The sequence below is a fragment of the Citrobacter sp. Cf132 genome (genome assembly GCF_030333885.1).
GTDB lineage: Bacteria > Pseudomonadota > Gammaproteobacteria > Enterobacterales > Enterobacteriaceae > Citrobacter > Citrobacter freundii.
Map to the genome: position 1 here is coordinate 609,984 of NZ_JAOWFA010000057.1, position 22,672 is coordinate 632,655.

Consider the following 22,672-nt stretch of genomic DNA (forward strand, 5'->3'; position numbering starts at 1 on the left):
AGGAGTTTATTTTTATGGCGGATAAAGAGCTTAAGTTTTTGGTTGTGGATGACTTTTCCACCATGCGTCGCATCGTGCGTAACCTGCTTAAAGAGCTGGGATTCAACAATGTTGAAGAGGCTGAAGATGGCGTGGATGCGCTGAACAAGCTGCAGGCAGGGGGATTCGGTTTTGTTATTTCTGACTGGAACATGCCGAACATGGATGGACTGGAACTGCTGAAAACCATCCGTGCAGATGGTGGGATGGCTTCTCTGCCGGTGCTGATGGTCACGGCGGAAGCGAAAAAAGAGAACATCATTGCGGCGGCGCAGGCAGGCGCCAGTGGCTATGTCGTGAAACCGTTCACGGCGGCGACGCTGGAAGAAAAACTGAATAAAATCTTTGAGAAACTGGGCATGTGAGGGTGTGATGATGATGCAACCACAAATTAAACCTGCTGACGAACACTCTGCAGGGGACATCATCGCGCGCATCGGCAGTTTGACCCGAATGCTGCGCGACAGCCTGCGTGAACTGGGGCTGGATCAGGCCATTGCCGAAGCGGCAGAAGCAATTCCCGATGCCCGCGATCGTCTCGATTACGTTGTACAGATGACCGCTCAGGCGGCAGAGCGCGCGCTGAACAGCGTCGAAGCTTCGCAGCCGCACCAGGACGCGATGGAAAAAGGGGCCAAAGACCTGACCAAACGCTGGGATGAATGGTTCGAAAATCCGATCGAACTGTCAGACGCTCGTGAACTGGTCACCGATACCCGTCAGTTCCTTGGTGATGTGCCCGGACATACCAGCTTTACCAATGCCCAGTTGCTGGACATCATGATGGCGCAGGATTTCCAGGATCTCACCGGACAGGTCATCAAGCGCATGATGGATGTTATCCAGGAAATTGAACGTCAGCTGCTGATGGTTTTGTTGGAAAACATTCCGGAACAGGGCGCTCGTCCTAAACGTGAAAACGAAAGCTTGCTGAACGGCCCGCAGGTTGACGCCTCGAAAGCTGGCGTAGTGGCAAGCCAGGATCAGGTTGACGACCTGCTGGATAGCCTCGGGTTCTGATGAGTATTTGCCGGATGTGAGGCGTGGGCCTCTCATCCGGCTTACGCGCAATTCTGCTTAAAGCCATAAATCCCGTCTTTTTTACCGCTTACTCTTCCCATTGCTGGATAGCTGTTCTGGCATCATTCTCGCCTATATCTCTATCCAGGGTCTGATGCGTGGCAGAAGAAAGCGACGACGACAAAACAGAAGCCCCCACCCCCCACCGACTTGAAAAAGCGCGGGAAGAAGGGCAGATCCCCCGATCCAAAGAGCTAACCTCACTACTTATTTTGCTGGTGGGCGTGTGCATTATCTGGATTGGCGGGGAGTCGCTTGCCCGCAGACTGGCCGGTATGCTGTCGGCCGGATTACGTTTTGACCACAGTATGGTCAACGATCCAAACCTGATCCTCAGCCAAATCATCCTGCTGATTAAAGACGCGATGATTGCGCTGTTGCCGTTGATTACCGGCGTCGTTCTGGTGGCATTAATCTCCCCGGTGATGCTTGGCGGCTTGATTTTCAGCGGTAAATCCCTGCAACCCAAATTCTCTAAGCTGAATCCGTTGCCGGGCATTAAGCGCATGTTTTCCGCGCAAACCGGCGCAGAACTGCTCAAAGCGATACTGAAGTCGACGTTAGTGGGCAGCGTGGCCGGGTTTTATCTCTGGCACAAGTGGCCAGAGATGATGCGGCTGATGGCAGAATCTCCGATTACGGCGATGGGCAACGCCCTGGATTTAGTCGGCATGTGCGCGTTGTTGGTGGTGCTTGGCGTCATTCCGATGGTGGGATTCGACGTTTTTTTCCAGATTTACAGCCATCTGAAAAAGCTGCGCATGTCGCGCCAGGATATCCGTGACGAATTTAAGCAAAGCGAAGGTGACCCGCACGTTAAGGGCAAAATTCGTCAAATGCAGCGCGCGGCCGCTCAGCGTCGCATGATGGCGGATGTACCAAAAGCAGACGTTATTGTCACTAACCCCACGCATTATTCAGTGGCGTTGAAGTATGACGAGAACAAAATGAGTGCGCCGAAAGTTGTCGCTAAGGGGGCCGGGCTGGTTGCGCTGCGCATTCGTGAAATTGGCGCAGAGCACCGAGTCCCTACGTTAGAAGCGCCACCACTGGCGCGTGCGCTTTATCGCCATGCTGAAATTGGTCAGCAAATACCGGGTCAATTATATGCCGCCGTTGCCGAAGTGCTGGCATGGGTATGGCAGCTAAAACGCTGGCGTCTGGCTGGCGGCAAACGTCCACCACAACCTGAAAACCTTCCGGTGCCTGAAGCACTGGATTTCATGAACGAGAAGAATACTGATGGCTAATCTGGTCGCGATGCTGCGTCTGCCCAGCAACCTGAAATCCACGCAATGGCAAATCCTTGCCGGACCGATCCTCATCCTGCTGATCCTGTCGATGATGGTGCTGCCGCTGCCGGCTTTCGTCCTCGATTTGCTGTTCACATTTAACATTGCGCTGTCGATCATGGTACTGCTGGTGGCGATGTTCACCCAGCGTACGCTGGAATTTGCCGCATTCCCGACGATTTTGCTGTTTACCACATTATTACGCCTGGCGCTGAACGTCGCGTCGACCCGTATCATTTTGATGGAAGGACACACCGGCGCGGCGGCGGCGGGGAAGGTGGTTGAAGCTTTTGGTCACTTCCTGGTGGGCGGTAACTTTGCGATCGGCATCGTGGTCTTCGTGATTCTCGTCATCATTAACTTTATGGTAATCACCAAAGGTGCAGGGCGTATCGCCGAGGTTGGCGCGCGCTTCGTGCTGGATGGTATGCCCGGCAAGCAGATGGCGATTGATGCGGATTTGAATGCCGGTCTGATTGGCGAAGATGAAGCTAAAAAACGACGCTCGGAAGTGACCCAGGAAGCGGATTTTTACGGCTCAATGGACGGTGCGAGTAAATTCGTCCGTGGAGACGCCATTGCCGGTATTTTGATCATGGTGATCAACGTAGTCGGCGGTCTGTTAGTTGGGGTGTTGCAGCATGGTATGAGCATGGGCAGCGCTGCGGAAAGTTATACCCTGCTGACCATCGGTGACGGGCTGGTGGCACAAATTCCTGCTCTGGTTATCTCTACCGCGGCGGGCGTTATCGTGACCCGCGTGAGTACCGACCAGGACGTAGGCGAACAGATGGTGACCCAACTGTTCAGCAATCCTAGTGTCATGTTGCTCAGTGCGGCGGTTCTTGGACTTTTGGGCCTGGTTCCGGGCATGCCGAACCTGGTGTTTCTGATGTTTACTGCCGCATTGCTGGGCCTGGCCTGGTGGATGCGCGGTCGTGAGCAAAAAGCGCCAGATGAACCGCAGCCGGTGAAAATGCCGGAAAACAACTCCGTGGTGGAAGCCACGTGGAACGACGTGCAGTTGGAAGATTCGCTGGGAATGGAGGTAGGTTATCGCCTGATCCCAATGGTGGACTTTCAGCAGGATGGCGAGTTACTGGGGCGAATTCGCAGTATTCGTAAGAAATTTGCTCAGGATATGGGCTTCCTGCCGCCGGTGGTACACATCCGTGACAATATGGATCTGCAGCCGGCCCGCTATCGAATTTTGATGAAAGGGGTAGAAATTGGCAGCGGTGACGCCTATCCGGGACGCTGGCTAGCCATTAACCCGGGTACTGCTGCCGGGTCGCTGCCGGGCGAGAAAACGGTCGATCCGGCTTTCGGACTGGACGCTATCTGGATTGAAAGCGCATTGAAAGAACAGGCGCAGATTCAGGGTTTTACGGTGGTTGAAGCCAGTACAGTTGTCGCTACGCATCTAAATCACCTGATTGGCCAGTTTGCCGCTGAGCTGTTTGGCCGTCAGGAAGCGCAGCAGTTACTGGATCGAGTGTCGCAGGAAATGCCAAAGCTGACGGAAGATCTGGTGCCGGGCGTTGTGACGCTCACCACGCTGCATAAAGTGCTGCAGAACTTACTGGACGAGAAAGTACCGATTCGTGATATGCGCACCATTCTTGAAACGCTGGCGGAACATGCGCCGCTGCAAAACGATCCGCATGAGCTTACCGCGGTCGTCCGTGTTGCGTTGGGACGCGCCATCACTCAGCAGTGGTTCCCGGGTAATGAAGAGGTTCAGGTTATCGGTCTTGATACTCCGCTCGAGCGTTTGCTGCTGCAAGCGCTGCAGGGGGGGGGAGGCCTGGAGCCTGGGCTTGCAGACCGCCTGCTGGCCCAAACACAGGAAGCGCTGTCCCGGCAGGAAATGTTGGGCGCGCCGCCGGTCTTGCTGGTTAATCACGCGTTGCGTCCGCTGCTGGCGCGGTTTTTACGTCGCAGCATCCCGCAGTTGGTGGTGTTATCGAACATGGAGCTTTCCGATAACCGCCATATCCGCATGACGGCGACCATTGGAGGTAAATAATGCGCAAGTTACTGTGGTTGTTGTTTTTTCCTCTGGTGGCGCAGGCCGCCGGAGAAGGGGCCTGGCAGGCAAGCGGTATGGGGATCACCTTAAATTACCGTGGCCAGTCAGCCTCGTCTGCGCCTTTGGTTCCTGGCCAGCCGGTCTCAGGCTTAATGACGCTGGTAGCCTGGCGCTATGAGCTGAATGGCCCCACGCCCGCAGGTCTGCGGGTGCGTTTATGTTCTCAGTCCCGTTGTGTCGAGCTGGACGGGCAAAGTGGGACCACCAACGGGTTCAATAATGTTCCGGCCATTGAACCGATGCATTTTGTCTGGGAAGTCCCCGGCGGTGGTCGCCTGATCCCCGCGTTACGCATTCAGAGCAATCAGGTGATTGTGAACTACCGTTAACACCCTCCGTCATTCAGACCAGCAGTTGAAACTGCTGGTTGTTTCAACATTCCAGCCTCTCATTCAATTAAATAGAAACGCAGTTTTATAAAATAGGTGACGTACGTTGCCGGACTCTTTGTATTGTTGCCATTTCACGAATCCTTCTGGCAGAAATAGAAAGGTTTCGCTTCCTGTTTGCTTTTACTGTGCCTCTATAAGGATGCCCATTGTCAAAGCGAGGATTGCGGGGCCTCCCAAATACAGCTGCTGCGCCGCAACAGGGGCAGGTCACAGCATTGAATCCGACATTGACAGAGGTTAAGTAAATGATTGTTTACCCGGTTAAACATAGCCCGTTGTTGCGCCAGCCAGAACATTTTATTGCCAGGGATGAATTAAAAACGCTGATCAAAAAGGTGACGCATAACCTGGTCAATATTCATGACGAAACTGGTGAGTTCTTGCTGCGTCTGGACGATGGACGCGTAATTGATACCAAAGGCTGGGCGGGATGGGAGTGGACGCACGGCGTCGGCTTGTACGGGATGTATCAGTACTATCTGCAAACCGGCGATGAAACGATACGCGATATCATCGATAGCTGGTTTGCCGATCGCTTTGCTGAAGGTGCAACCACCAAAAACGTTAACACCATGGCGCCATTTTTAACGTTGGCGTATCGCTATGAAGAGACGCGTAATCCAGCGTATCTACCGTGGCTCGACAGCTGGGCTGAGTGGGCAATGCATGAGATGCCGCGTACCGAGTTCGGCGGTATGCAACACATTACGCTGGCGGAAGAAAACCACCAGCAGATGTGGGATGACACGCTGATGATGACGGTTCTACCGCTGGCGAAGATTGGCAAGTTACTCAATCGCCCTGACTACATCGAAGAGGCAACGTATCAGTTCCTGCTGCACGTGCAAAACCTGATGGATAAAGACACGGGGCTGTGGTTCCACGGCTGGAGCTATGAAGGAAATCATAACTTTGCCAATGCCCGCTGGGCGCGTGGCAACAGTTGGTTAACTATCGTGATCCCGGACTTTCTCGAATTACTTGATTTACCAGAAAACAATGCCGTTCACCGCTATCTGGTACAGGTCCTGAACGCACAAATCGCGGCGCTGGCGAAATGCCAGGATGAAAGTGGGTTGTGGCATACCTTGCTGGACGACCCGCAGTCGTATCTGGAAGCATCGGCAACTGCCGGATTTGCTTATGGGATCCTCAAAGCTGTACGTAAACGCTATGTTGGGCAAGAGTATACGCTGGTGGCCGAAAAAGCCATTCGTGGCATTGTGCAGCATATTTCACCGGAAGGTGAACTGCTGCACACCTCGTTTGGCACCGGGATGGGACACAATCTCGATTTCTACCGCAACATCCCTCGGACTTCTATGCCTTACGGACAAGCGATGGCGATGCTGTGTCTTACCGAATACTTGCGTAAGTATTTTTGATATCGGTATTCGATGGCGCTAACGCTATCGGACCTGATGGTTGAGTCGTCACTGTGTGTACCGTGTTGTCCTGCGGGGCAAAGAGATGATCCATGATTTGACGCATAACCGGCGCGGCGGTGACACCATCGCTGCCGCCGTTTTCCAGAATTAACGCCACCGCGACCTTCGGGTTCTTATAGGGCGCAAATGCGGTATAGAACACGTGGTCGCGCAAGCGGACAGGGATCATCTTCGCATTGTAGGTCTGATTTTCTTTCAGGCTAAAGACCTGCGAGGTGCCGCTTTTCGCCGCAATGCCGTAAGGTGCTGTGTGAAAGAACTTATAACCTGTACCATTTGGTTCATTCGCCATGCCGAACATCGCCTGACGCACCAGTCCCCAGTAGGGTGACGAGGCTGAGGCGATTTGTGACGGTGCTTCTGGAGCCTGATACGGCGTGAAGGTTTTGCCATTTTCTTCATCGAGTAGCAGGTGAGGGACGATAACCTTGCCGTTGTTAATCAGTGCGACCATGGCTTTGACCATCTGGATAGGAGTGGCAATCCAGTAGCCCTGGCCGATGCCAACTGAGATAGTATCCCCCTGATACCAGGCTTTTTTATGCACTTTTTGCTTCCATTCACGGCTCGGGAGCAGGCCGTTATACTCCTCATCAAGATCGATGCCGGTCGGTTTACCGTAACCAAACTGGCTGAGCATGCTGTTAATCCGGTCGATCCCCATCATATACGCTACCTGATAGAAGAACGTATCGGCAGACTCTTCTATCGCTTTGGTGACATCCAGCATACCGTGGCCTGTTTTTTTCCAGTCACGGTAATGTCGCTCGGTGCCGGGTAGCGTCCAGGTAGGAGCACCGAAGAAACTGGTCTGCGGCGTGATCACACCGTTTAGTAATGCTGACATCGCCATATACGGTTTGACCGTTGAAGCGGGGGGGTACAATCCCTGTGTGACGCGGTTGATTAATGGCAGGTCTTTATCCTGGAGTAGCTTGTTATAGTCCTGATAGCTAATGCCTTTGACAAACGGATTAGGGTCATAGCTGGGGTTTGAGACCATCGCCAGTACAGAACCGTCGTGTGGATCTTCAACCAAAACGGCGGCACGCTGGCCAGCCAACAAGCTCTCAATATATTGCTGTAAATGTAAATCCAGCGTCAAATGGATATTTTTTCCGGCAACGGGCGGCACATCTTTGAGCAGGCGTACGATGCGTCCGTGGTTATCTACTTCCACCTCCTGATAACCGGTCTTTCCATGCAGTTCATTTTCGTAATAGCGCTCAATACCTTGCTTACCGATATTGTGATCGGCGGCGTAGTTCTCTGCCTGACCCTTTTGATCCAGTGCTTTCAGGTCGTTGTCATTGATTTTTGAAACATAGCCAAGGACATGTGCCAGCGCCGCGCCATAGGGATACTGGCGGTCTTCGTAGCTATTGATGTTGACACCGCTAAAATGAAACTGGTTTACCGAGAAACGGGCGATTTCCACATCGGTAAGCGCATTTTTTAGCACGACCGGACGATAACGGCTGCTGGCTTTTAGCTCATGGCGAAACTGCTCAATATCATCAGGAGTGAGGTCAACGATGGGCGTGAGCTGCTGGATCAACGCATTCATATCGCTGATTTTATAAGGCGTAACGGAAATATCGTACCAGGTGACGTTGCGCACCAGCGGGATGCCGTTGCGATCGTAAATCATGCCACGTGTGGGGGCGACGGGTAGCATTTTGATGTCGTTTGCATTCGACCGGGTGGTGTAATACTGGTGCTGACAGATTTGTAAGTTATACAGATTGTAAATCAGGATGCCAAAACAGATGACCACCAGGCCAAAGGCCACCAACACACGCCGCTGAAAGAGTTTTTCTTCCGCCTCAAAATCTCTGAATGTCATTGACCCGTACCCGATTAATTCGCCGCCTAATGATACGGAGGCTTAAACGGGATGACAGGCAAAAAATGTTCCATATCTCTAGGGAAATGTGTCATTCCTTGTGGGCTGTTACAAATTACAGTGAACGTCGCCGCTTCTCGTAGGCCTGATTGCGCTGCCATGAGAACGGGTCAGGGAAAATAAAAAAGCCCGCGACATAGCGCGGGCTTTCACATTACTTGAGGTAATTACATACGTTCTACGGTTTCGATACCCAGTGTATCCAGACCCAGCTTCAGGGTTTTCGCCGTCAGCTGTGCCAGTTTCAGCCGGCTGTTACGAATATCTTCGTTTTCAGCGCTGAGGATAGGGCAGTGCTCGTAGAAGCCAGAGAACAGACCGGCAACGTCGTACAGGTAAGCACACATCACGTGCGGTGTACCTTCACGCGCAACGACGGTCAGCGTTTCTTCAAACTGCAGCAGACGCGCAGCCAGCTGAGCCTCGCGATCTTCGTTGATAATCACCTGCGCATTTGCCAGCGCGCTTTCGTCGATATCCGCTTTACGGAATACGGACAGTACGCGGGTGTAAGCATACTGCATGTACGGCGCGGTATTGCCTTCGAACGCCAGCATGTTGTCCCAGTCGAAGATGTAGTCGGTGGTACGGTTTTTGGACAGATCCGCGTATTTCACTGCACCGATACCGACCGCATTTGCCAGCTTTTCCAGCTCATCGGCAGGCATGTCCGGGTTCTTCTCCGCGACCAGACGACGTGCGCGCTCCAGCGCTTCATCCAGCAGATCGGCCAGTTTAACCGTGCCGCCAGCGCGGGTTTTGAACGGTTTACCGTCTTTGCCCAGCATCATACCGAACATGTGGTGTTCCAGCGGCACCGAATCCGGCACATAACCAGCTTTACGCACGATGGTCCAGGCCTGCATTAAGTGCTGATGCTGACGAGAGTCGATGTAATACAGTACGCGATCGGCATGCAGGGTTTCGTAACGATACTTGGCACAGGCGATGTCGGTTGTGGTGTAGAGATAGCCGCCATCTTTCTTCTGAATGATAACGCCCATCGGTTCGCCTTCCTTGTTTTTATACTCATCAAGGAATACGACGGTAGCGCCTTCGCTTTCAACAGCCAGGCCTTTGGCTTTGAGATCGGCCACGATGCCAGGCAGCATCGGGTTGTACAGGCTCTCGCCCATGACGTCGTCACGGGTCAGGGTAACGTTGAGGCGATCGTAGGTTAACTGGTTCTGTGACATGGTAATGTCGACCAGTTTACGCCACATCTCACGGAAGTATTCGTCGCCGCCTTGCAGCTTCACGACATAGCTACGAGCGCGTTCCGCGAAGGCTTCATCTTCGTCGTAATGTTTTTTCGCGTCACGGTAGAAACCTTCCAGGTCAGCCAGCGCCATCTCTCCGGCATTTTCCTGCTGCTGTTTTTCCAGCCATGCGATGAGCATACCGAACTGAGTTCCCCAGTCGCCGACGTGGTTGGCGCGGATAACCTTGTGACCAAGGAATTCCAGCGTACGCACCGCCGCGTCACCGATGATGGTGGAACGCAGGTGACCAACGTGCATCTCTTTCGCTACGTTAGGCGCGGAGTAGTCAACCACGACGGTTTGTTTAGTCGGTTGGGTGACGCCCAGACGATCGGAAGCCAGCGCCTGCTGAACGTGCTGCGCCAGAAATGCCGGGTCGAGAAAAATGTTGATAAAGCCCGGGCCTGCAATTTCAACTTTGCTGGCAATCCCGTTGAGATCCAGATGAGTCAGCACCTGCTCAGCCAGTTGTCGCGGCGCCATACCCAGTTTTTTAGCGACAGCCATCATGCCGTTAGCTTGATAGTCGCCGAACTGTACTTTTGCTGACTGACGAACCTGTGGTTCGCAATCTGCAGGCGCGCCTGCAGCAATCATGGCCTGACTGACTTTTTCTGAGAGAAGAGCCTGAATATTCACCGGAATACCTTACATTTATGAAGCGGTCTAAAATTCACCGCACCAGTTTAAGAATTAAGGGCGGGAGTATACTGCAAATGCCCGTTGCCGTCAGCATTGTGTGTACCGCCAGTAGCCTGAAATATAAACCATGCAATGGCGTAAATTTATCCATGATGTGTTCGGAGAAAACAGCGGTTGGATGGCGCAGCGCAACAGAGTAAATTAGCGACTTTGAACATGGATATGAGCTTTTAATATGGCGAACTGGCAAACCGTTGCAGAACTACAGGATATTTCTGCAGATTTACCGCATTTCACGCAGGCATTAACGGAACTTTCTACCCGTCTTGGGCTGGATATCACAGGCCTGGAAGCCGATCACATTTCCTTGCGTTGCCATCAAAATACCACTGCAGAACGCTGGCGTCGTGGGTTTGAACAGTGCGGTGAATTGTTGTCAGAAAACATTATTAACGGCAGACCTATTTGTCTTTTTAAACTGCATGAGCCGGTTTGTGTGCAACATTGGCAATTTTCCATCGTCGAACTGCCGTGGCCGGGCGAAAAACGTTACCCGCATGAAGGCTGGGAACATATTGAAATTGTTCTGCCGGGTGAGGCACAAACGCTGAATGCGCGAGCGCTGGCGCTGCTTTCCGATCACGGTCTGAGTCAACCTGGTATATTTGTGAAAACCAGCTCGCCAAAAGGAGAACGTGAACGTTTACCGAATCCGACGCTGGCGGTTAGCGATGGTAGCGTGACGATTAAATTCCACCCGTGGTCGATTGAAACCATTGTGGCAAGCGAGCGTCAGGAGTGAGCATGACTATACTGGAAATCTGCTGTTACAGCATGGAGTGCGCGCGCACGGCGCAGCAAAACGGCGCGGATCGTATTGAGCTTTGCTCGGCACCCAAAGAAGGGGGCTTAACGCCTTCACTGGGCGTCTTGCGTTCTGTTCGCCAGCACATTTCGATTCCCGTCAATCCCATTATTCGTCCACGTGGAGGCGACTTTTGTTACACCGAAGGTGAATTCGCTGCAATGCTGGATGATATAGCGATGGTCAGAGAACTGGGGTTCTCAGGGCTGGTGACCGGCATTTTAGATGCGAATGGCGATGTCGATATGCCGCGCATGGAGAAAATAATGATCGCCGCCGGTTCACTGCAAGTCACTTTTCATCGTGCCTTTGATATGTGTGCTAACCCACTCAATACGCTTAAAAAATTAGCTGATTTGGGCATCGCCAGAGTACTCACCTCCGGGCAAAAATCAGATGCGGCGCAAGGTTTAACAAAAATAATGGAACTTATTGCGCAGCCTGGTGCTCCAATCATTATGGCCGGAGCGGGGGTTCGCGCCTCGAATTTGTCCCTGTTCCTTGATGCTGGGGTGCAGGAAGTCCACAGTTCTGCCGGAGTATGGCTGGCTTCACCAATGCGTTATCGCAATTCGGGGTTGTCGATGTCTTCGGATGCGCAGGCGGATGAGTATTCTCGCTATGCGGTAGACGGGGCGGCGGTTGCTGAAATGAAAGCAATCATTGCACACCATCAGGCCAACTGATTTTACCGTTGCATCATGTCGCCCAATATGATGCTTGCTCGTACCAGGCCCCTGCAATTTCAACAGGGGCCTTTTTTTATCCTTTTATGCCTGATGGCGGCGATGCCTTATCAGGCCTACGAAATTTGTAGGCCCGGTAAGCGTAGCGCCACCGGGCAATCCATTACGGTTTACGTGCAATCAATACCGCACGCAGTGGGGCAGGGTAGCCTTCCACCGTCTTGCTGTGGTCGTTCGGGTCAAGGAAGTCGGCCAGCGATTCGGTAATCATCCATTCGGTGCGGCGCTGTTCTTCGGTAGTGGTCACACATACGTCGGCAATGCGCACATCAACAAACCCGCATTTTTCCAGCCAGTTTTTTAGCGCCAGTGCAGACGGGATAAAGTAAACGTTACGCATCTGGGCGTAGCGATCGCCCGGCACCAGCACGGTATTTTCATCGCCTTCGACAACCAGCGTTTCCAGTACCAGTTCGCCATCTTTAACCAACTGATCCTTTAACTGCCACAGGTGTTCCAGCGGCGAGCGGCGGTGATAAAGCACGCCCATGGAGAATACGGTATCAAAGGCGTTGAGCGCCGGAAGCTGTTCAATACCCAGCGGCAGCAGATGCGCGCGCTGGTCATTGCCCAGCAGTTTACGCACCGCCTCAAACTGGCACAGGAACAGTTGGGTCGGGTCGATACCGACCGCCAGATGTGCGCCCGCGCCAATCATGCGCCACATGTGATAGCCACTGCCGCAGCCGACATCAAGAATGGTACGTCCGGTGAGATCAGACAAGTGCGGCAGGACGCGATCCCACTTCCAGTCGGAACGCCATTCGGTATCGATGTTGACGCCGTACAGCGAGTACGGTCCTTTACGCCATGGCATCAGGTTACGCATCAGGGTGTCTATGCGTTTAAGCTGACCTTCGCTGAGCGGCTCTTTGCTTTCTGCGGTAACGCTATGCATTAAGTCCAGACGATGCGGCGTTAGCTCGGGCAGAAACTCGACGGCGTTTGACCATTGTTTAAAAAGACCGTGCTGATCGCGCTGCCAGGCAGCGATTTGCGCCGGAAGTGTTTCCAGCCAATGGGACAGATGATTTTTGGCAATCAACTGATAAAAGTTACCAAAATCGATCATGCGCTAACCTCAGCTTTCAACGCCACCAGAGAGCCAAAGTTGAAGCACTGGAACCACAATTCGCTGTGCTCAAAGCCGGCCTGATGCAGTCGCGCTTTATGCGTTTCGACCGAGTCGGTGAGCATCACGTTCTCCAGCATGCTGCGCTTCTGGCTGATTTCCAGTTCGCTATAGCCATTGGCTCGTTTGAAGTCGTGGTGCATGTTGAACAGCAACTCGCCTACGTTCGCGTCTTCGAAGCTGAATTTTTCAGATAGCACCAACGCGCCACCGGGATTCAGCCCCTGATAAATCTTATCCAACAACGCCTGGCGCTCGGGTGGCTCAAGGAATTGCAGGGTAAAATTCAGCACCACCATCGAGGCATTTTCGATAGTAATGTTGCGAATATCGCCTTCGACAACCTCAACCGGAGTCGGTGCTTTATAAGCGTCGATGTGACGACGGCAGCGCTCAACCATCGCCGGGGAGTTATCGACAGCAATAATTTTGCAATTCTCGTGATGAATATTGCGACGCACCGAGAGCGTCGCCGCGCCCAGAGAACAGCCCAGATCGTAGACCTGCGTGTTGGGTTGTACGAAACGTTCGGCCAACATGCCAATCATAGAAATAATATTGGAATAGCCAGGAACGGAACGCTGGATCATATCCGGGAAGACTTCAGCTACCCGTTCATCAAAGGTCCAGTCACCCAGACTGGCGATAGGCGCAGAAAAAAGCGTGTCGCGGTGAGACATAACGTAAAAATCCGGGAAAAATAAAGTGGCGTATTGTGCGCTAATGCAGGGAGAAAACCAACTCCCAGGGCATATACCAAAGATTCGCCAGCACCATTAGCAACAGCGAACACCAGGTTGCGCTCATGCCTGAACGGCGCCAGCGGAAAAGCCGGTGGTGGAATCCGTAATAATGCATCAGTCGTCCGGCAATCAACATCAGCCCGCAAAGATGCACCATCCACGTCTCTGCGCCGTTCATTTCCATAAATAACAGCAGCACTAACGCGACGGGAATATATTCCACCGCGTTACCGTGAATGCGGATAGCGCTTTGCAGTTCGCTAAAACCTCCATCGCCATAGGCAACGCGATATTGCATGCGCAGGCGAACAACGTCAAAGGAGAACTTTATTAACAATAACGCACCCAATACGGCATAAAGCGCGCTTACCATACAAACTCCCTTTTAAAATGGCTGCTGGCATTGACTATGATAGGTGGCATTTTCAGAAAAGAGAAGATTGCTGTGGAATAGACGGTGCTGATCCGATCTCTGGCAGAGCATTGCGTAAATCTGCCCATAGCGTATCGACAAGCTCCGGGGCCTGCGCGATGTCCGGCGTATGCAAAAACAGATACGGCGTCGTGGTGTGATGCCATAGCGACAGCTTGGTCAGCCAGACGGCAAAAAGCGCGCTGTTTTGTGCCATATCATCGCTACCGATAAAGCGTACCATCGGATGGTTTGCCGTCACCACCGCATGCACCGGAACCTTCGGTTTCTTGCGCTGGGCGTCACGTATCGCTTCGGTATGTGGGATTGCGGCATGTACCGGGCGGCTGTCCAGAATCACCCGGTTTACTCCACGCTCGTGTAACCCGCGATTAAATAGCTGTTCGGCTTCGCCTTTGGCAAAGAAGTCTGGATGGCGAACTTCCACACCGTAGGTAAAGCATTTGGGGAGCGCATCGAGAAACTGCCACAGGGCAGGCAGGTCGCGTGGGCTAAAAGTCGCGGGTAATTGCAGCCAGTATTGTCCAATGCGCGATTCTAGCGGCGACATGCGCATAAAAAATTCCTGTACCAGGTCATCACAATTCCGCAGCGCGGCCTTATGCGAAATGGTCGCCGGAAACTTAAAACAAAATCGAAACGTATCGGTGGTCTGTGCCTGCCAGCGGGCAACAATATCGGCTTTAGGCAGCGCATACAGCGTGGTATTGCCCTCCACGCAGTTAAAGTGGCGGGCATACTCTTCAAGGCTTGTGATCCCCAAACGCACCCATTTTGGATGCGACCACTGGGGTAAACCGATATAGATCATAGCGCTTGCAAAATCTCCTCCACGCTGCGAACGCGCGCAATGCGGGGGAAAATGTGAGTCATGCTACCCTGGTGTTGCTCAGCACTGGCGGCGCTACAGGCATCCTCTGCAATGATAAGACTGAAACCCAGCTCCCACGCATTTCGCGCCGTCGACTCAACGCCAATGTTCGTAGAGATGCCGCACAGGACGATGGTATCGATACCCCGGCGACGCAGCTGTAATTCCAGATCGGTGCCATAGAAGGCTCCCCACTGGCGTTTGGTTACTTCGAGATCGCTGGTGCATTTACCCAGAGCAGCCGGGTAATTCCACCAGTTTTCGGGCAACGCTTTTGCTGGAATCTGAGCATCTACTGGTTGTTTCAGCGCTTCGGCGTAATCGTCAGACCACCCGACGCGCACCATTACCACCGGGGAACCGTGGGTACGGAATTTTTCCGCCAACTGCGCGGTGCGGGCAACCACAGCGTGTGCCGTATGAGGTCCGCCAGCGAAAGGCAGGATCCCTTCCTGTAAGTCAATCACGACAAGGGCAGTTGTTTTTGCGTTCAGTTCCAGCATGTTCACTCCAGTAAAAAATAGAATTCCGTTACACCTTAAGCGCGAATCAGTGTGAAAGGGGCGACAATTTTTGTTATTTTTTGTGAGATTACGCAATGCCCGTCCAGGAAACAGGCGTACAGTCAGTACCGGACTAAGAGTCTATCCCAGTAGGCTCTTATCGTGCGGCAGAATTTCCAGTATAATAGCCGCCTTTTTTCATTCAGTTGTGACATTCAGCTAAAGCTGCGACTTCGTCATCTGCGAGACAGGTGACAATCCGCCTGCGGCAAAGTTAAGGGATATCTCATGCGTACAGAATATTGCGGACAGCTACGTCTGTCCCACGAGGGGCAGCAGGTGACTCTGTGTGGTTGGGTCAACCGTCGTCGTGATCTTGGTAGCCTGATCTTTATCGATATGCGCGACCGCGAAGGTATCGTGCAGGTATTTTTCGATCCGGACCGTGCGGACGCGTTAAAGCTGGCCTCCGAACTGCGTAATGAGTTCTGCATCCAGGTTACGGGCACCGTGCGTGCGCGTGACGCGAAAAACGTCAACGCCGAGATGGCGACGGGCGAAATTGAAGTGCTGGCCTCCGATCTGACCATCATCAACCGTTCAGACTCGCTGCCGTTGGACTCTAACCACGTCAACACCGAAGAAGCGCGACTGAAGTATCGCTATTTAGATCTGCGTCGCCCTGAAATGGCGCAGCGCCTGAAAACGCGTGCCAAAATTACCAGTCTGGTGCGTCGTTTTATGGACGACCACGGCTTCCTCGACATCGAAACACCGATGCTGACCAAAGCGACGCCGGAAGGCGCGCGCGATTACCTGGTACCTTCTCGCGTACATAAAGGTAAATTCTACGCGCTGCCGCAATCACCTCAGTTGTTCAAACAGCTGCTGATGATGTCTGGCTTTGACCGCTACTATCAGATCGTAAAATGCTTCCGTGATGAAGACTTACGTGCTGACCGTCAGCCTGAATTTACCCAGATCGACGTTGAGACTTCCTTCATGACCGCACCGCAGGTGCGTGAAGTGATGGAAGCGCTGGTGCGTAATCTGTGGCTGGAAGTTAAAGGGGTGGATCTGGGTGATTTCCCGATCATGACCTTTGCCGAAGCTGAGCGTCGTTACGGTTCCGATAAACCAGACCTGCGTAACCCGATGGAGCTGGTTGACGTTGCCGATCTGGTGAAAGACGTTGAGTTCGCAGTGTTCTCTGGTCCGGCAAACGATGCGAAAGGCCGCGTAGCTGCTCTGCGTGTACCGGGCGGTGCCGCACTGAGCCGTAAGCAAATTGACGATTACGGCAACTTTATTAAGATTTACGGCGCGAAAGGTCTGGCTTACATCAAAGTCACCGAGCGTGCGAAAGGTCTGGAAGGTATCACCAGCCCGGTTGCTAAGTTCCTGAACGCAGAAATCGTGGAAGCGATTCTGGCGCGTACCGGTGCGCAAGACGGCGACATGATTTTCTTCGGTGCCGACAACAAGAAAGTGGTTGCCGACGCGATGGGCGCGCTGCGTCTGAAACTGGGTAAAGACCTGAACATTACCGACGAAGCCAAATGGGCGCCGCTGTGGGTTATCGACTTCCCAATGTTTGAAGACGATGGTGAAGGCGGACTGACCGCAATGCACCATCCGTTCACCGCGCCGAAAGATATGACAGCTGCTGAGCTGAAAGCTGCGCCGGAAGACGCGGTTGCTAACGCATACGATATGGTTATCAACGGCTACGAAGTGGGCGGCGGTTCCGTGCGTATTCACAACGGCGACATGCAGCAGACCGTATTTGGTATTCTGGGCATTAACGAGCAAGAGCAGCGTGAGAAATTCGGCTTCCTGCTGGATGCGCTAAAATATGGTACACCACCGCATGCGGGCCTGGCGTTTGGTCTGGACCGTCTGACTATGCTGCTGACCGGTACTGACAACATTCGTGACGTTATTGCTTTCCCAAAAACCACTGCTGCAGCGTGTCTGATGACTGAAGCGCCGAGCTTTGCCAACGAAGCTGCGCTGGCGGAACTGAGCATTCAGGTTGTTAAGAAGGCCGAGAATAACTGATATGACATACAAACAGCCTGTCTCGGTGTTAGTCGTGATTTATGCAAAGGACACCGGGAGAGTGCTGATGTTACAGCGACGCGACGATCCTGATTTCTGGCAGTCGGTCACCGGCAGCCTTGAAGAGGGTGAAACCGCGTCGCAAGCCGCTATGCGCGAAGTAAAGGAAGAGGTCGCCATTGATGTTGCATCTGAGCAACTGACCTTAATTGACTGTCAGCGCACGGTGGAGTTTGAGATTTTTAGCCATTTACGTCATCGCTATGCACCGGGAATTGAACGAAATACTGAATCCTGGTTTTGCCTGGCACTTCCCTCAGAACGAGAGATCGTGTTCACCGAACATCTGACCTATCGTTGGGTTAATGCGGTTGAAGCCGCCCAATTAACCAAGTCGTGGAGTAACCGGCAGGCGATTGAAGAGTTTGTAATTAACGTCGCCTGAAAAGGCGCGCTTTTTGGAGATATTATTTATGGCAGGTCATAGTAAATGGGCCAACACCAGACACCGTAAAGCAGCGCAGGATGCTAAACGCGGTAAAATTTTCACCAAAATAATTCGTGAGCTGGTGACGGCGGCAAAACTCGGCGGCGGCGATCCGGACGCTAACCCGCGTCTGCGTGCAGCGGTTGATAAAGCGCTGGCTAACAACATGACCCGTGACACCCTGAACCGTGCAATCGCGCGCGGTGTGGGTGGTGATGAAGATTCCAACATGGAAACCATCATCTATGAAGGTTATGGTCCTGGCGGTACAGCCGTTATGATTGAATGTCTGTCTGACAACCGTAACCGTACTGTTGCGGAAGTGCGTCACGCGTTCACGAAAACGGGCGGCAACCTCGGTACCGACGGTTCCGTGGCTTACCTGTTCAGCAAAAAAGGCGTGATCTCCTTTGAACAAGGCGACGAAGACGCCATCATGGAAGCGGCGCTGGAAGCAGGTGCTGAAGACGTGGTGACCTTTGACGACGGCGCAATTGACGTTTACACCGCGTGGGAAGAGATGGGTAAAGTGCGTGACGCGCTGGAAGCGGCGGGTCTGAAAGCGGACGCGGCTGAAGTGTCTATGATTCCATCCACCAAAGCAGATATGGATGCAGAAACAGCGCCGAAGTTGTTGCGTCTGATCGATATGCTGGAAGACTGCGACGACGTGCAGGAAGTTTACCATAACGGCGAGATCTCTGATGAGGTTGCAGCTACCTTAGAATGAGGTGGCTGTACCACAACCTGACAGGAGGTGCGTGATGTCTATCATTCTCGGCATTGACCCGGGGTCGCGCATCACCGGTTATGGCGTTATTCGTCAGGTCGGCAGACAGCTGACCTACCTCGGCAGCGGTTGTATCCGCACCAAAGTCGACGATCTCCCGTCACGTCTGAAGTTAATTTACGCGGGCGTGACGGAAATCATCACCCAGTTCCAGCCGGACTATTTTGCCATTGAGCAGGTCTTTATGGCGAAGAACGCTGACTCGGCGCTAAAGCTTGGACAGGCACGCGGCGTGGCAATCGTTGCGGCGACCAATCAGGATCTACCGGTCTTTGAATACGCGGCCCGCCAGGTAAAACAGACTGTGGTGGGGATCGGTAGTGCGGAAAAAAGCCAGGTCCAGCATATGGTGCGCACGCTGCTAAAACTCCCGGCGAATCCGCAAGCGGATGCCGCGGATGCGCTGGCGATTGCTATTACCCACTGCCATGTCAGTCAGAATGCCATGCAAATGAGCGAGTCGAGGCTGAATTTGGCGCGAGGTCGATTACGTTAGTGACAAATGAGGCTGGATATCTATCCAGCCTTTTTTTATGATAGCGCATTACCTTTTAGCCCTTAACGCAGGAGCGTCACGTGATAGGCAGACTCAGAGGCATCATTATTGAAAAACAACCCCCGCTGGTCCTTCTGGAAACGGGTGGGGTAGGCTATGAAGTGCATATGCCGATGACCTGTTTCTACGAGTTGCCGGAAGCCGGGCAGGAAGCGATTATCTTCACCCATTTTGTGGTGCGTGAAGACGCTCAACTGCTGTATGGCTTTAACAACAAGCAAGAGCGCACGCTGTTTAAAGAGTTAATCAAAACCAATGGCGTGGGGCCGAAGCTGGCGCTGGCGATCCTCTCCGGAATGTCTGCGCAGCAGTTTGTTAATGCCGTTGAGCGCGAAGAGCTTGGCGCGTTAGTGAAATTACCGGGCATTGGTAAGAAAACCGCAGAGCGTTTGATTGTTGAAATGAAAGACCGCTTTAAAGGCCTGCATGGTGACCTCTTTACCCCGGCGGCGGATCTGGTTCTGACCTCTCCGGCCAGTCCGACAACGGACGACGCCGAGCAGGAAGCGGTTGCTGCGCTGGTGGCGTTGGGCTATAAACCACAAGAAGCCAGCCGCATGGTGAGCAAAATTGCCCGCCCTGATGCCAGCAGTGAAACCCTGATTCGTGAAGCGCTTCGCGCGGCATTGTGAGGTAAAGGATGATTGAAGCAGATCGCCTGATTTCGGCTGTCAGCACGACCCCTGAAGACCTGGTGGATCGTGCGATCCGCCCTAAATTGCTGGAAGAGTATATTGGCCAGCCTCAGGTCCGTTCGCAAATGGAGATTTTTATCCAGGCGGCGAAGCTGCGTGGTGACGCTCTCGATCACCTGCTGATTTTCGGTCCTCCAGGTCTTGGTAAAACCACGCTTGCCAATATTGTCGCCAATGAAATGGGCGTTAATCTGCGCACCACGTCCGGTCCGGTACTGGAAAAAGCGGGTGACCTGGCGGCAATGCTTACCAACCTTGAACCCCACGATGTGCTGTTTATCGATGAAATCCATCGTCTTTCACCGGTGGTGGAAGAGGTGCTGTATCCGGCGATGGAAGATTATCAGCTGGATATCATGATTGGTGAAGGGCCGGCTGCACGTTCGATCAAGATCGATCTGCCACCGTTTACGCTAATCGGGGCGACGACGCGCGCCGGGTCGTTAACGTCTCCGTTGCGTGACCGTTTTGGTATTGTACAGCGCCTGGAATTCTATCAGGTGGCTGATCTGCAGCACATTGTAGGACGCAGTGCGCGTTTTATGGGCCTGGAAATGAGCGATGAAGGCGCGCTGGAAGTGGCACGCCGCGCTCGCGGTACGCCGCGTATCGCCAACCGCTTATTACGCCGGGTACGTGATTTCGCCGAAGTGAAGCATGACGGCACGATTTCAGCAGATATCGCCGCTCAGGCGCTGGATATGCTCAATGTGGATGCGGAAGGATTTGATTATATGGACCGTAAGTTGCTGCTGGCGGTTATCGACAAATTCTTCGGCGGACCGGTCGGACTGGATAACCTGGCAGCGGCGATCGGGGAAGAGCGTGAAACCATTGAGGACGTGCTTGAGCCATATCTGATTCAGCAAGGTTTTCTGCAGCGTACGCCGCGTGGACGTATGGCAACCGTACGCGCCTGGAACCATTTTGGCATTACGCCGCCACAGATGCCTTAATGCATGATGTCGCTACGCTCACCAGGCCTGGGCGATTTTGTAGGCCCGGTAAGCGCAGCGCCACCGGGCAACGCATGCTTAGCTCGCTTGCTTTTTCATCATGCTGAAAATAAACAGCAGCGCGGCACACAGCACCACGGAGGGACCTGCCGGGGTGTCATAGAAGGCCGAGAAGGTCAACCCGCCTGTAACCGCTATCATTCCCACACCAACGGCAACACCTGCCATCTGTTCCGGCGTACGGGCAAAGCGACGGGCGGTCGCCGCAGGGATAATAAGCAGCGAGGTGATAATCAACGCCCCGACAAACTTCATCGCCACGCCAATCGTTAACGCCGTAACCAGCATCAGCAGCAGCTTCACGCGTTGCAGCTTCACGCCATCGACAAATGCCAGATCCGGACTGATGGTCATCGACAGCAGGTTACGCCACTGCCAGAACAGAATCGCCAGAACAATAACCACGCCGATGGCGATGGAGATAAGATCTTCAGGCGTCACGGCGAGCAAATCACCAAACAGGTATGCCATCAGATCCACACGGATGTTGGACATCAGGCTGACGACAACCAGCCCCAGCGACAATGCACTATGCGCCATAATGCCCAGTAAGGTATCGATCGCAAGGTGAGGGCGCTTTTCAAGCCATACCAGACCGCCAGCCAGCAACAAAGTGACGGCGATAACCGCATAGAAAGGGTTTACATCCAGCAGCAGGCCAAAGGCGACTCCCAGCAGCGAAGCGTGGGCCAGCGTATCACCGAAATAAGACATTCGACGCCAGACCACAAACGAGCCGAGTGGGCCAGCAGCACAGGCCAGCATGATCCCGGCTAACCAACCGGGTAATAACAATTCAATCATGAGTGACCATTTCCCCGACGTAAGACGATACGACCCTGTAAATCGTGGCGGTGATTGTGATTATGACGGTAAATTCCGAGTTGTTCGGCGCCGCGTTGCCCGAACATTGAGATGAATTCCGGGTGCATGGAAACCATTTCCGGTGCACCGGAACAGCAAATATGATGGTTCAGGCACAGTACTTCATCGGTTTTGGCCATCACCAGATGCAGGTCATGGGAAACCATCAGTACGGCGCAATCCAGTTCACGTCGCAACTGGTCGATAAGGTCGTACAGTGCGACCTGCCCATTGACATCTACGCCCTGGGTCGGCTCATCGAGCACCAGTAGCTGAGGTTTATTCAATAAAGCACGGGCTAACAGGACGCGTTGCGTTTCCCCGCCAGAGAGCTTTTGCATCGGCGCATTCATCAGATGTCCGGCCTGAACGCGCTTCAGTGCCGGAAGGATATCCTCTTTTTTGGTGCCGGGACGTAAGCGCATAAACCTGCTTACCGTCAGCGGAAGCGTAGTATCGAGGTACAGTTTTTGCGGTACATAGCCAATCCGCAATTGGCCATTACGCTTGATAACTCCCTCATCAGCCGCTACCAGTCCTAATACAACGCGTACCAGCGTAGACTTCCCGGCACCATTTGGGCCGAGAAGCGTTAAAATTTTACCGGGTCGAAGTTCAAGCGATACGTCAGACAGGACGCGGCGTTGACCATAAGAGACCGAGACATTTTCCAGTGAAACCAAAGTCGTCATATCAATTTTAGTCTTGCAGAAGTTATAGAATGTTATAATATCACATTTCTTACATTCATTACGAT

The 22,672-nt window shown here is 53.2% G+C and carries 23 protein-coding genes; 14 read left to right on the plus strand and 9 right to left on the minus strand.

Annotated elements, in window-relative coordinates; all coding sequences use genetic code 11:
- Positions 1-14: 14 nt before the first annotated feature.
- The 6 genes from cheY (at position 15) to bglB (ending at position 6,280) form a co-directional block, all read left to right on the plus strand.
- A complete protein-coding gene (gene cheY / locus OGV85_RS16340; protein WP_003034656.1) occupies positions 15-404 on the plus strand; it encodes a chemotaxis response regulator CheY in 390 nt (129 codons plus the stop codon).
- Between the two features lie 10 nt (positions 405-414).
- Complete coding sequence (gene cheZ, locus OGV85_RS16345) at positions 415-1,059, plus strand: protein phosphatase CheZ (protein ID WP_003034659.1); 645 nt, start codon at positions 415-417, stop codon at positions 1,057-1,059.
- 158 nt (positions 1,060-1,217) lie between these two features.
- A complete protein-coding gene (gene flhB, locus OGV85_RS16350; protein WP_003034664.1) occupies positions 1,218-2,369 on the plus strand; it encodes a flagellar biosynthesis protein FlhB in 1,152 nt (383 codons plus the stop codon).
- Positions 2,362-4,440 carry a flagellar biosynthesis protein FlhA gene (gene flhA, locus OGV85_RS16355; protein ID WP_003034666.1) on the plus strand — a complete coding sequence of 693 codons (2,079 nt, stop codon included), beginning with the start codon at positions 2,362-2,364 and terminating at the stop codon, positions 4,438-4,440. The genes flhB and flhA overlap by 8 nt, the downstream gene beginning before the upstream one ends.
- The gene (gene flhE, locus OGV85_RS16360) at positions 4,440-4,832 is read left to right on the plus strand and encodes a flagellar protein FlhE (protein ID WP_046669985.1); all 393 of its coding nucleotides are present in this window, start codon (positions 4,440-4,442) and stop codon (positions 4,830-4,832) included. Before flhA ends, flhE begins: the two co-directional genes overlap by 1 nt.
- 308 nt (positions 4,833-5,140) lie before the next feature.
- Positions 5,141-6,280, plus strand: a complete 1,140-nt coding sequence (bglB, locus tag OGV85_RS16365; RefSeq protein ID WP_003034669.1) for a beta-galactosidase BglB — start codon at positions 5,141-5,143, stop codon at positions 6,278-6,280.
- Here bglB and mrdA2 read toward each other — a convergent pair.
- Complete coding sequence (gene mrdA2 / locus OGV85_RS16370) at positions 6,252-8,189, minus strand: peptidoglycan DD-transpeptidase MrdA2 (RefSeq protein ID WP_061548582.1); 1,938 nt, start codon at positions 8,187-8,189, stop codon at positions 6,252-6,254. The genes bglB and mrdA2 overlap by 29 nt on opposite strands.
- 227 nt (positions 8,190-8,416) lie before the next feature.
- Positions 8,417-10,150, minus strand: a complete 1,734-nt coding sequence (gene argS, locus OGV85_RS16375) for an arginine--tRNA ligase (protein ID WP_061548581.1) — start codon at positions 10,148-10,150, stop codon at positions 8,417-8,419.
- Positions 10,151-10,388: 238 nt separating this feature from the next.
- Here argS and OGV85_RS16380 point away from each other — a divergent pair, with 238 nt between their 5' ends.
- Both OGV85_RS16380 and cutC read left to right on the plus strand, forming a co-directional pair.
- Positions 10,389-10,955 carry a VOC family protein gene (locus OGV85_RS16380; protein ID WP_003034677.1) on the plus strand — a complete coding sequence of 189 codons (567 nt, stop codon included), beginning with the start codon at positions 10,389-10,391 and terminating at the stop codon, positions 10,953-10,955.
- Positions 10,956-10,957: 2 nt separating this feature from the next.
- The gene (cutC, locus tag OGV85_RS16385; protein WP_061548580.1) at positions 10,958-11,704 is read left to right on the plus strand and encodes a copper homeostasis protein CutC; all 747 of its coding nucleotides are present in this window, start codon (positions 10,958-10,960) and stop codon (positions 11,702-11,704) included.
- A gap of 163 nt (positions 11,705-11,867) precedes the next feature.
- On the opposite strand, the gene cmoB is transcribed toward cutC, so the two are convergent.
- The 5 genes from cmoB to OGV85_RS16410 are packed head-to-tail and all read right to left on the minus strand — an operon-like array spanning position 11,868 to position 15,446.
- Positions 11,868-12,836 carry a tRNA 5-methoxyuridine(34)/uridine 5-oxyacetic acid(34) synthase CmoB gene (gene cmoB, locus OGV85_RS16390; protein ID WP_003034682.1) on the minus strand — a complete coding sequence of 323 codons (969 nt, stop codon included), beginning with the start codon at positions 12,834-12,836 and terminating at the stop codon, positions 11,868-11,870.
- Positions 12,833-13,576: a carboxy-S-adenosyl-L-methionine synthase CmoA gene (cmoA, locus tag OGV85_RS16395; RefSeq protein WP_003034686.1), complete on the minus strand. Its 744-nt coding sequence runs from the start codon at positions 13,574-13,576 to the stop codon at positions 12,833-12,835. The genes cmoB and cmoA overlap by 4 nt, the downstream gene beginning before the upstream one ends.
- A 40-nt stretch (positions 13,577-13,616) precedes the next feature.
- Positions 13,617-14,012, minus strand: a complete 396-nt coding sequence (locus OGV85_RS16400) for an MAPEG family protein (RefSeq protein ID WP_003034689.1) — start codon at positions 14,010-14,012, stop codon at positions 13,617-13,619.
- A gap of 52 nt (positions 14,013-14,064) precedes the next feature.
- Positions 14,065-14,883, minus strand: coding sequence for a DUF72 domain-containing protein (locus OGV85_RS16405; protein WP_008323693.1), 819 nt, complete (start codon positions 14,881-14,883; stop codon positions 14,065-14,067).
- Positions 14,880-15,446 (minus strand): hydrolase, encoded by a 567-nt coding sequence (locus OGV85_RS16410; RefSeq protein WP_061548579.1) that lies wholly within the window; start codon positions 15,444-15,446, stop codon positions 14,880-14,882. Before OGV85_RS16410 ends, OGV85_RS16405 begins: the two co-directional genes overlap by 4 nt.
- A 288-nt stretch (positions 15,447-15,734) precedes the next feature.
- On the opposite strand from OGV85_RS16410, the gene aspS reads away from it, so the two are divergent.
- The 6 genes from aspS (at position 15,735) to ruvB (ending at position 20,991) form a co-directional block, all read left to right on the plus strand.
- Positions 15,735-17,507, plus strand: a complete 1,773-nt coding sequence (gene aspS, locus OGV85_RS16415) for an aspartate--tRNA ligase (RefSeq protein WP_003034862.1) — start codon at positions 15,735-15,737, stop codon at positions 17,505-17,507.
- Between the two features lies 1 nt (position 17,508).
- The gene (gene nudB, locus OGV85_RS16420; protein WP_003034863.1) at positions 17,509-17,952 is read left to right on the plus strand and encodes a dihydroneopterin triphosphate diphosphatase; all 444 of its coding nucleotides are present in this window, start codon (positions 17,509-17,511) and stop codon (positions 17,950-17,952) included.
- A 28-nt stretch (positions 17,953-17,980) separates the two neighbouring features.
- Complete coding sequence (locus tag OGV85_RS16425) at positions 17,981-18,724, plus strand: YebC/PmpR family DNA-binding transcriptional regulator (RefSeq protein WP_003034865.1); 744 nt, start codon at positions 17,981-17,983, stop codon at positions 18,722-18,724.
- Between the two features lie 34 nt (positions 18,725-18,758).
- The gene (gene ruvC / locus OGV85_RS16430; protein ID WP_003034867.1) at positions 18,759-19,280 is read left to right on the plus strand and encodes a crossover junction endodeoxyribonuclease RuvC; all 522 of its coding nucleotides are present in this window, start codon (positions 18,759-18,761) and stop codon (positions 19,278-19,280) included.
- An 80-nt stretch (positions 19,281-19,360) separates the two neighbouring features.
- Complete coding sequence (gene ruvA, locus OGV85_RS16435) at positions 19,361-19,972, plus strand: Holliday junction branch migration protein RuvA (RefSeq protein ID WP_003034869.1); 612 nt, start codon at positions 19,361-19,363, stop codon at positions 19,970-19,972.
- An 8-nt stretch (positions 19,973-19,980) separates the two neighbouring features.
- The gene (ruvB, locus tag OGV85_RS16440) at positions 19,981-20,991 is read left to right on the plus strand and encodes a Holliday junction branch migration DNA helicase RuvB (protein ID WP_003034872.1); all 1,011 of its coding nucleotides are present in this window, start codon (positions 19,981-19,983) and stop codon (positions 20,989-20,991) included.
- A gap of 78 nt (positions 20,992-21,069) precedes the next feature.
- Here ruvB and znuB read toward each other — a convergent pair whose 3' ends face one another.
- Together znuB and znuC are read right to left on the minus strand one after the other, a co-directional pair.
- The gene (gene znuB / locus OGV85_RS16445; RefSeq protein WP_003034874.1) at positions 21,070-21,855 is read right to left on the minus strand and encodes a zinc ABC transporter permease subunit ZnuB; all 786 of its coding nucleotides are present in this window, start codon (positions 21,853-21,855) and stop codon (positions 21,070-21,072) included.
- On the minus strand, positions 21,852-22,607 hold the full coding sequence (gene znuC, locus OGV85_RS16450) for a zinc ABC transporter ATP-binding protein ZnuC (RefSeq protein ID WP_286495593.1): 756 nt from the start codon (positions 22,605-22,607) through the stop codon (positions 21,852-21,854). The genes znuB and znuC overlap by 4 nt, the downstream gene beginning before the upstream one ends.
- Positions 22,608-22,672 lie beyond the last annotated feature (65 nt).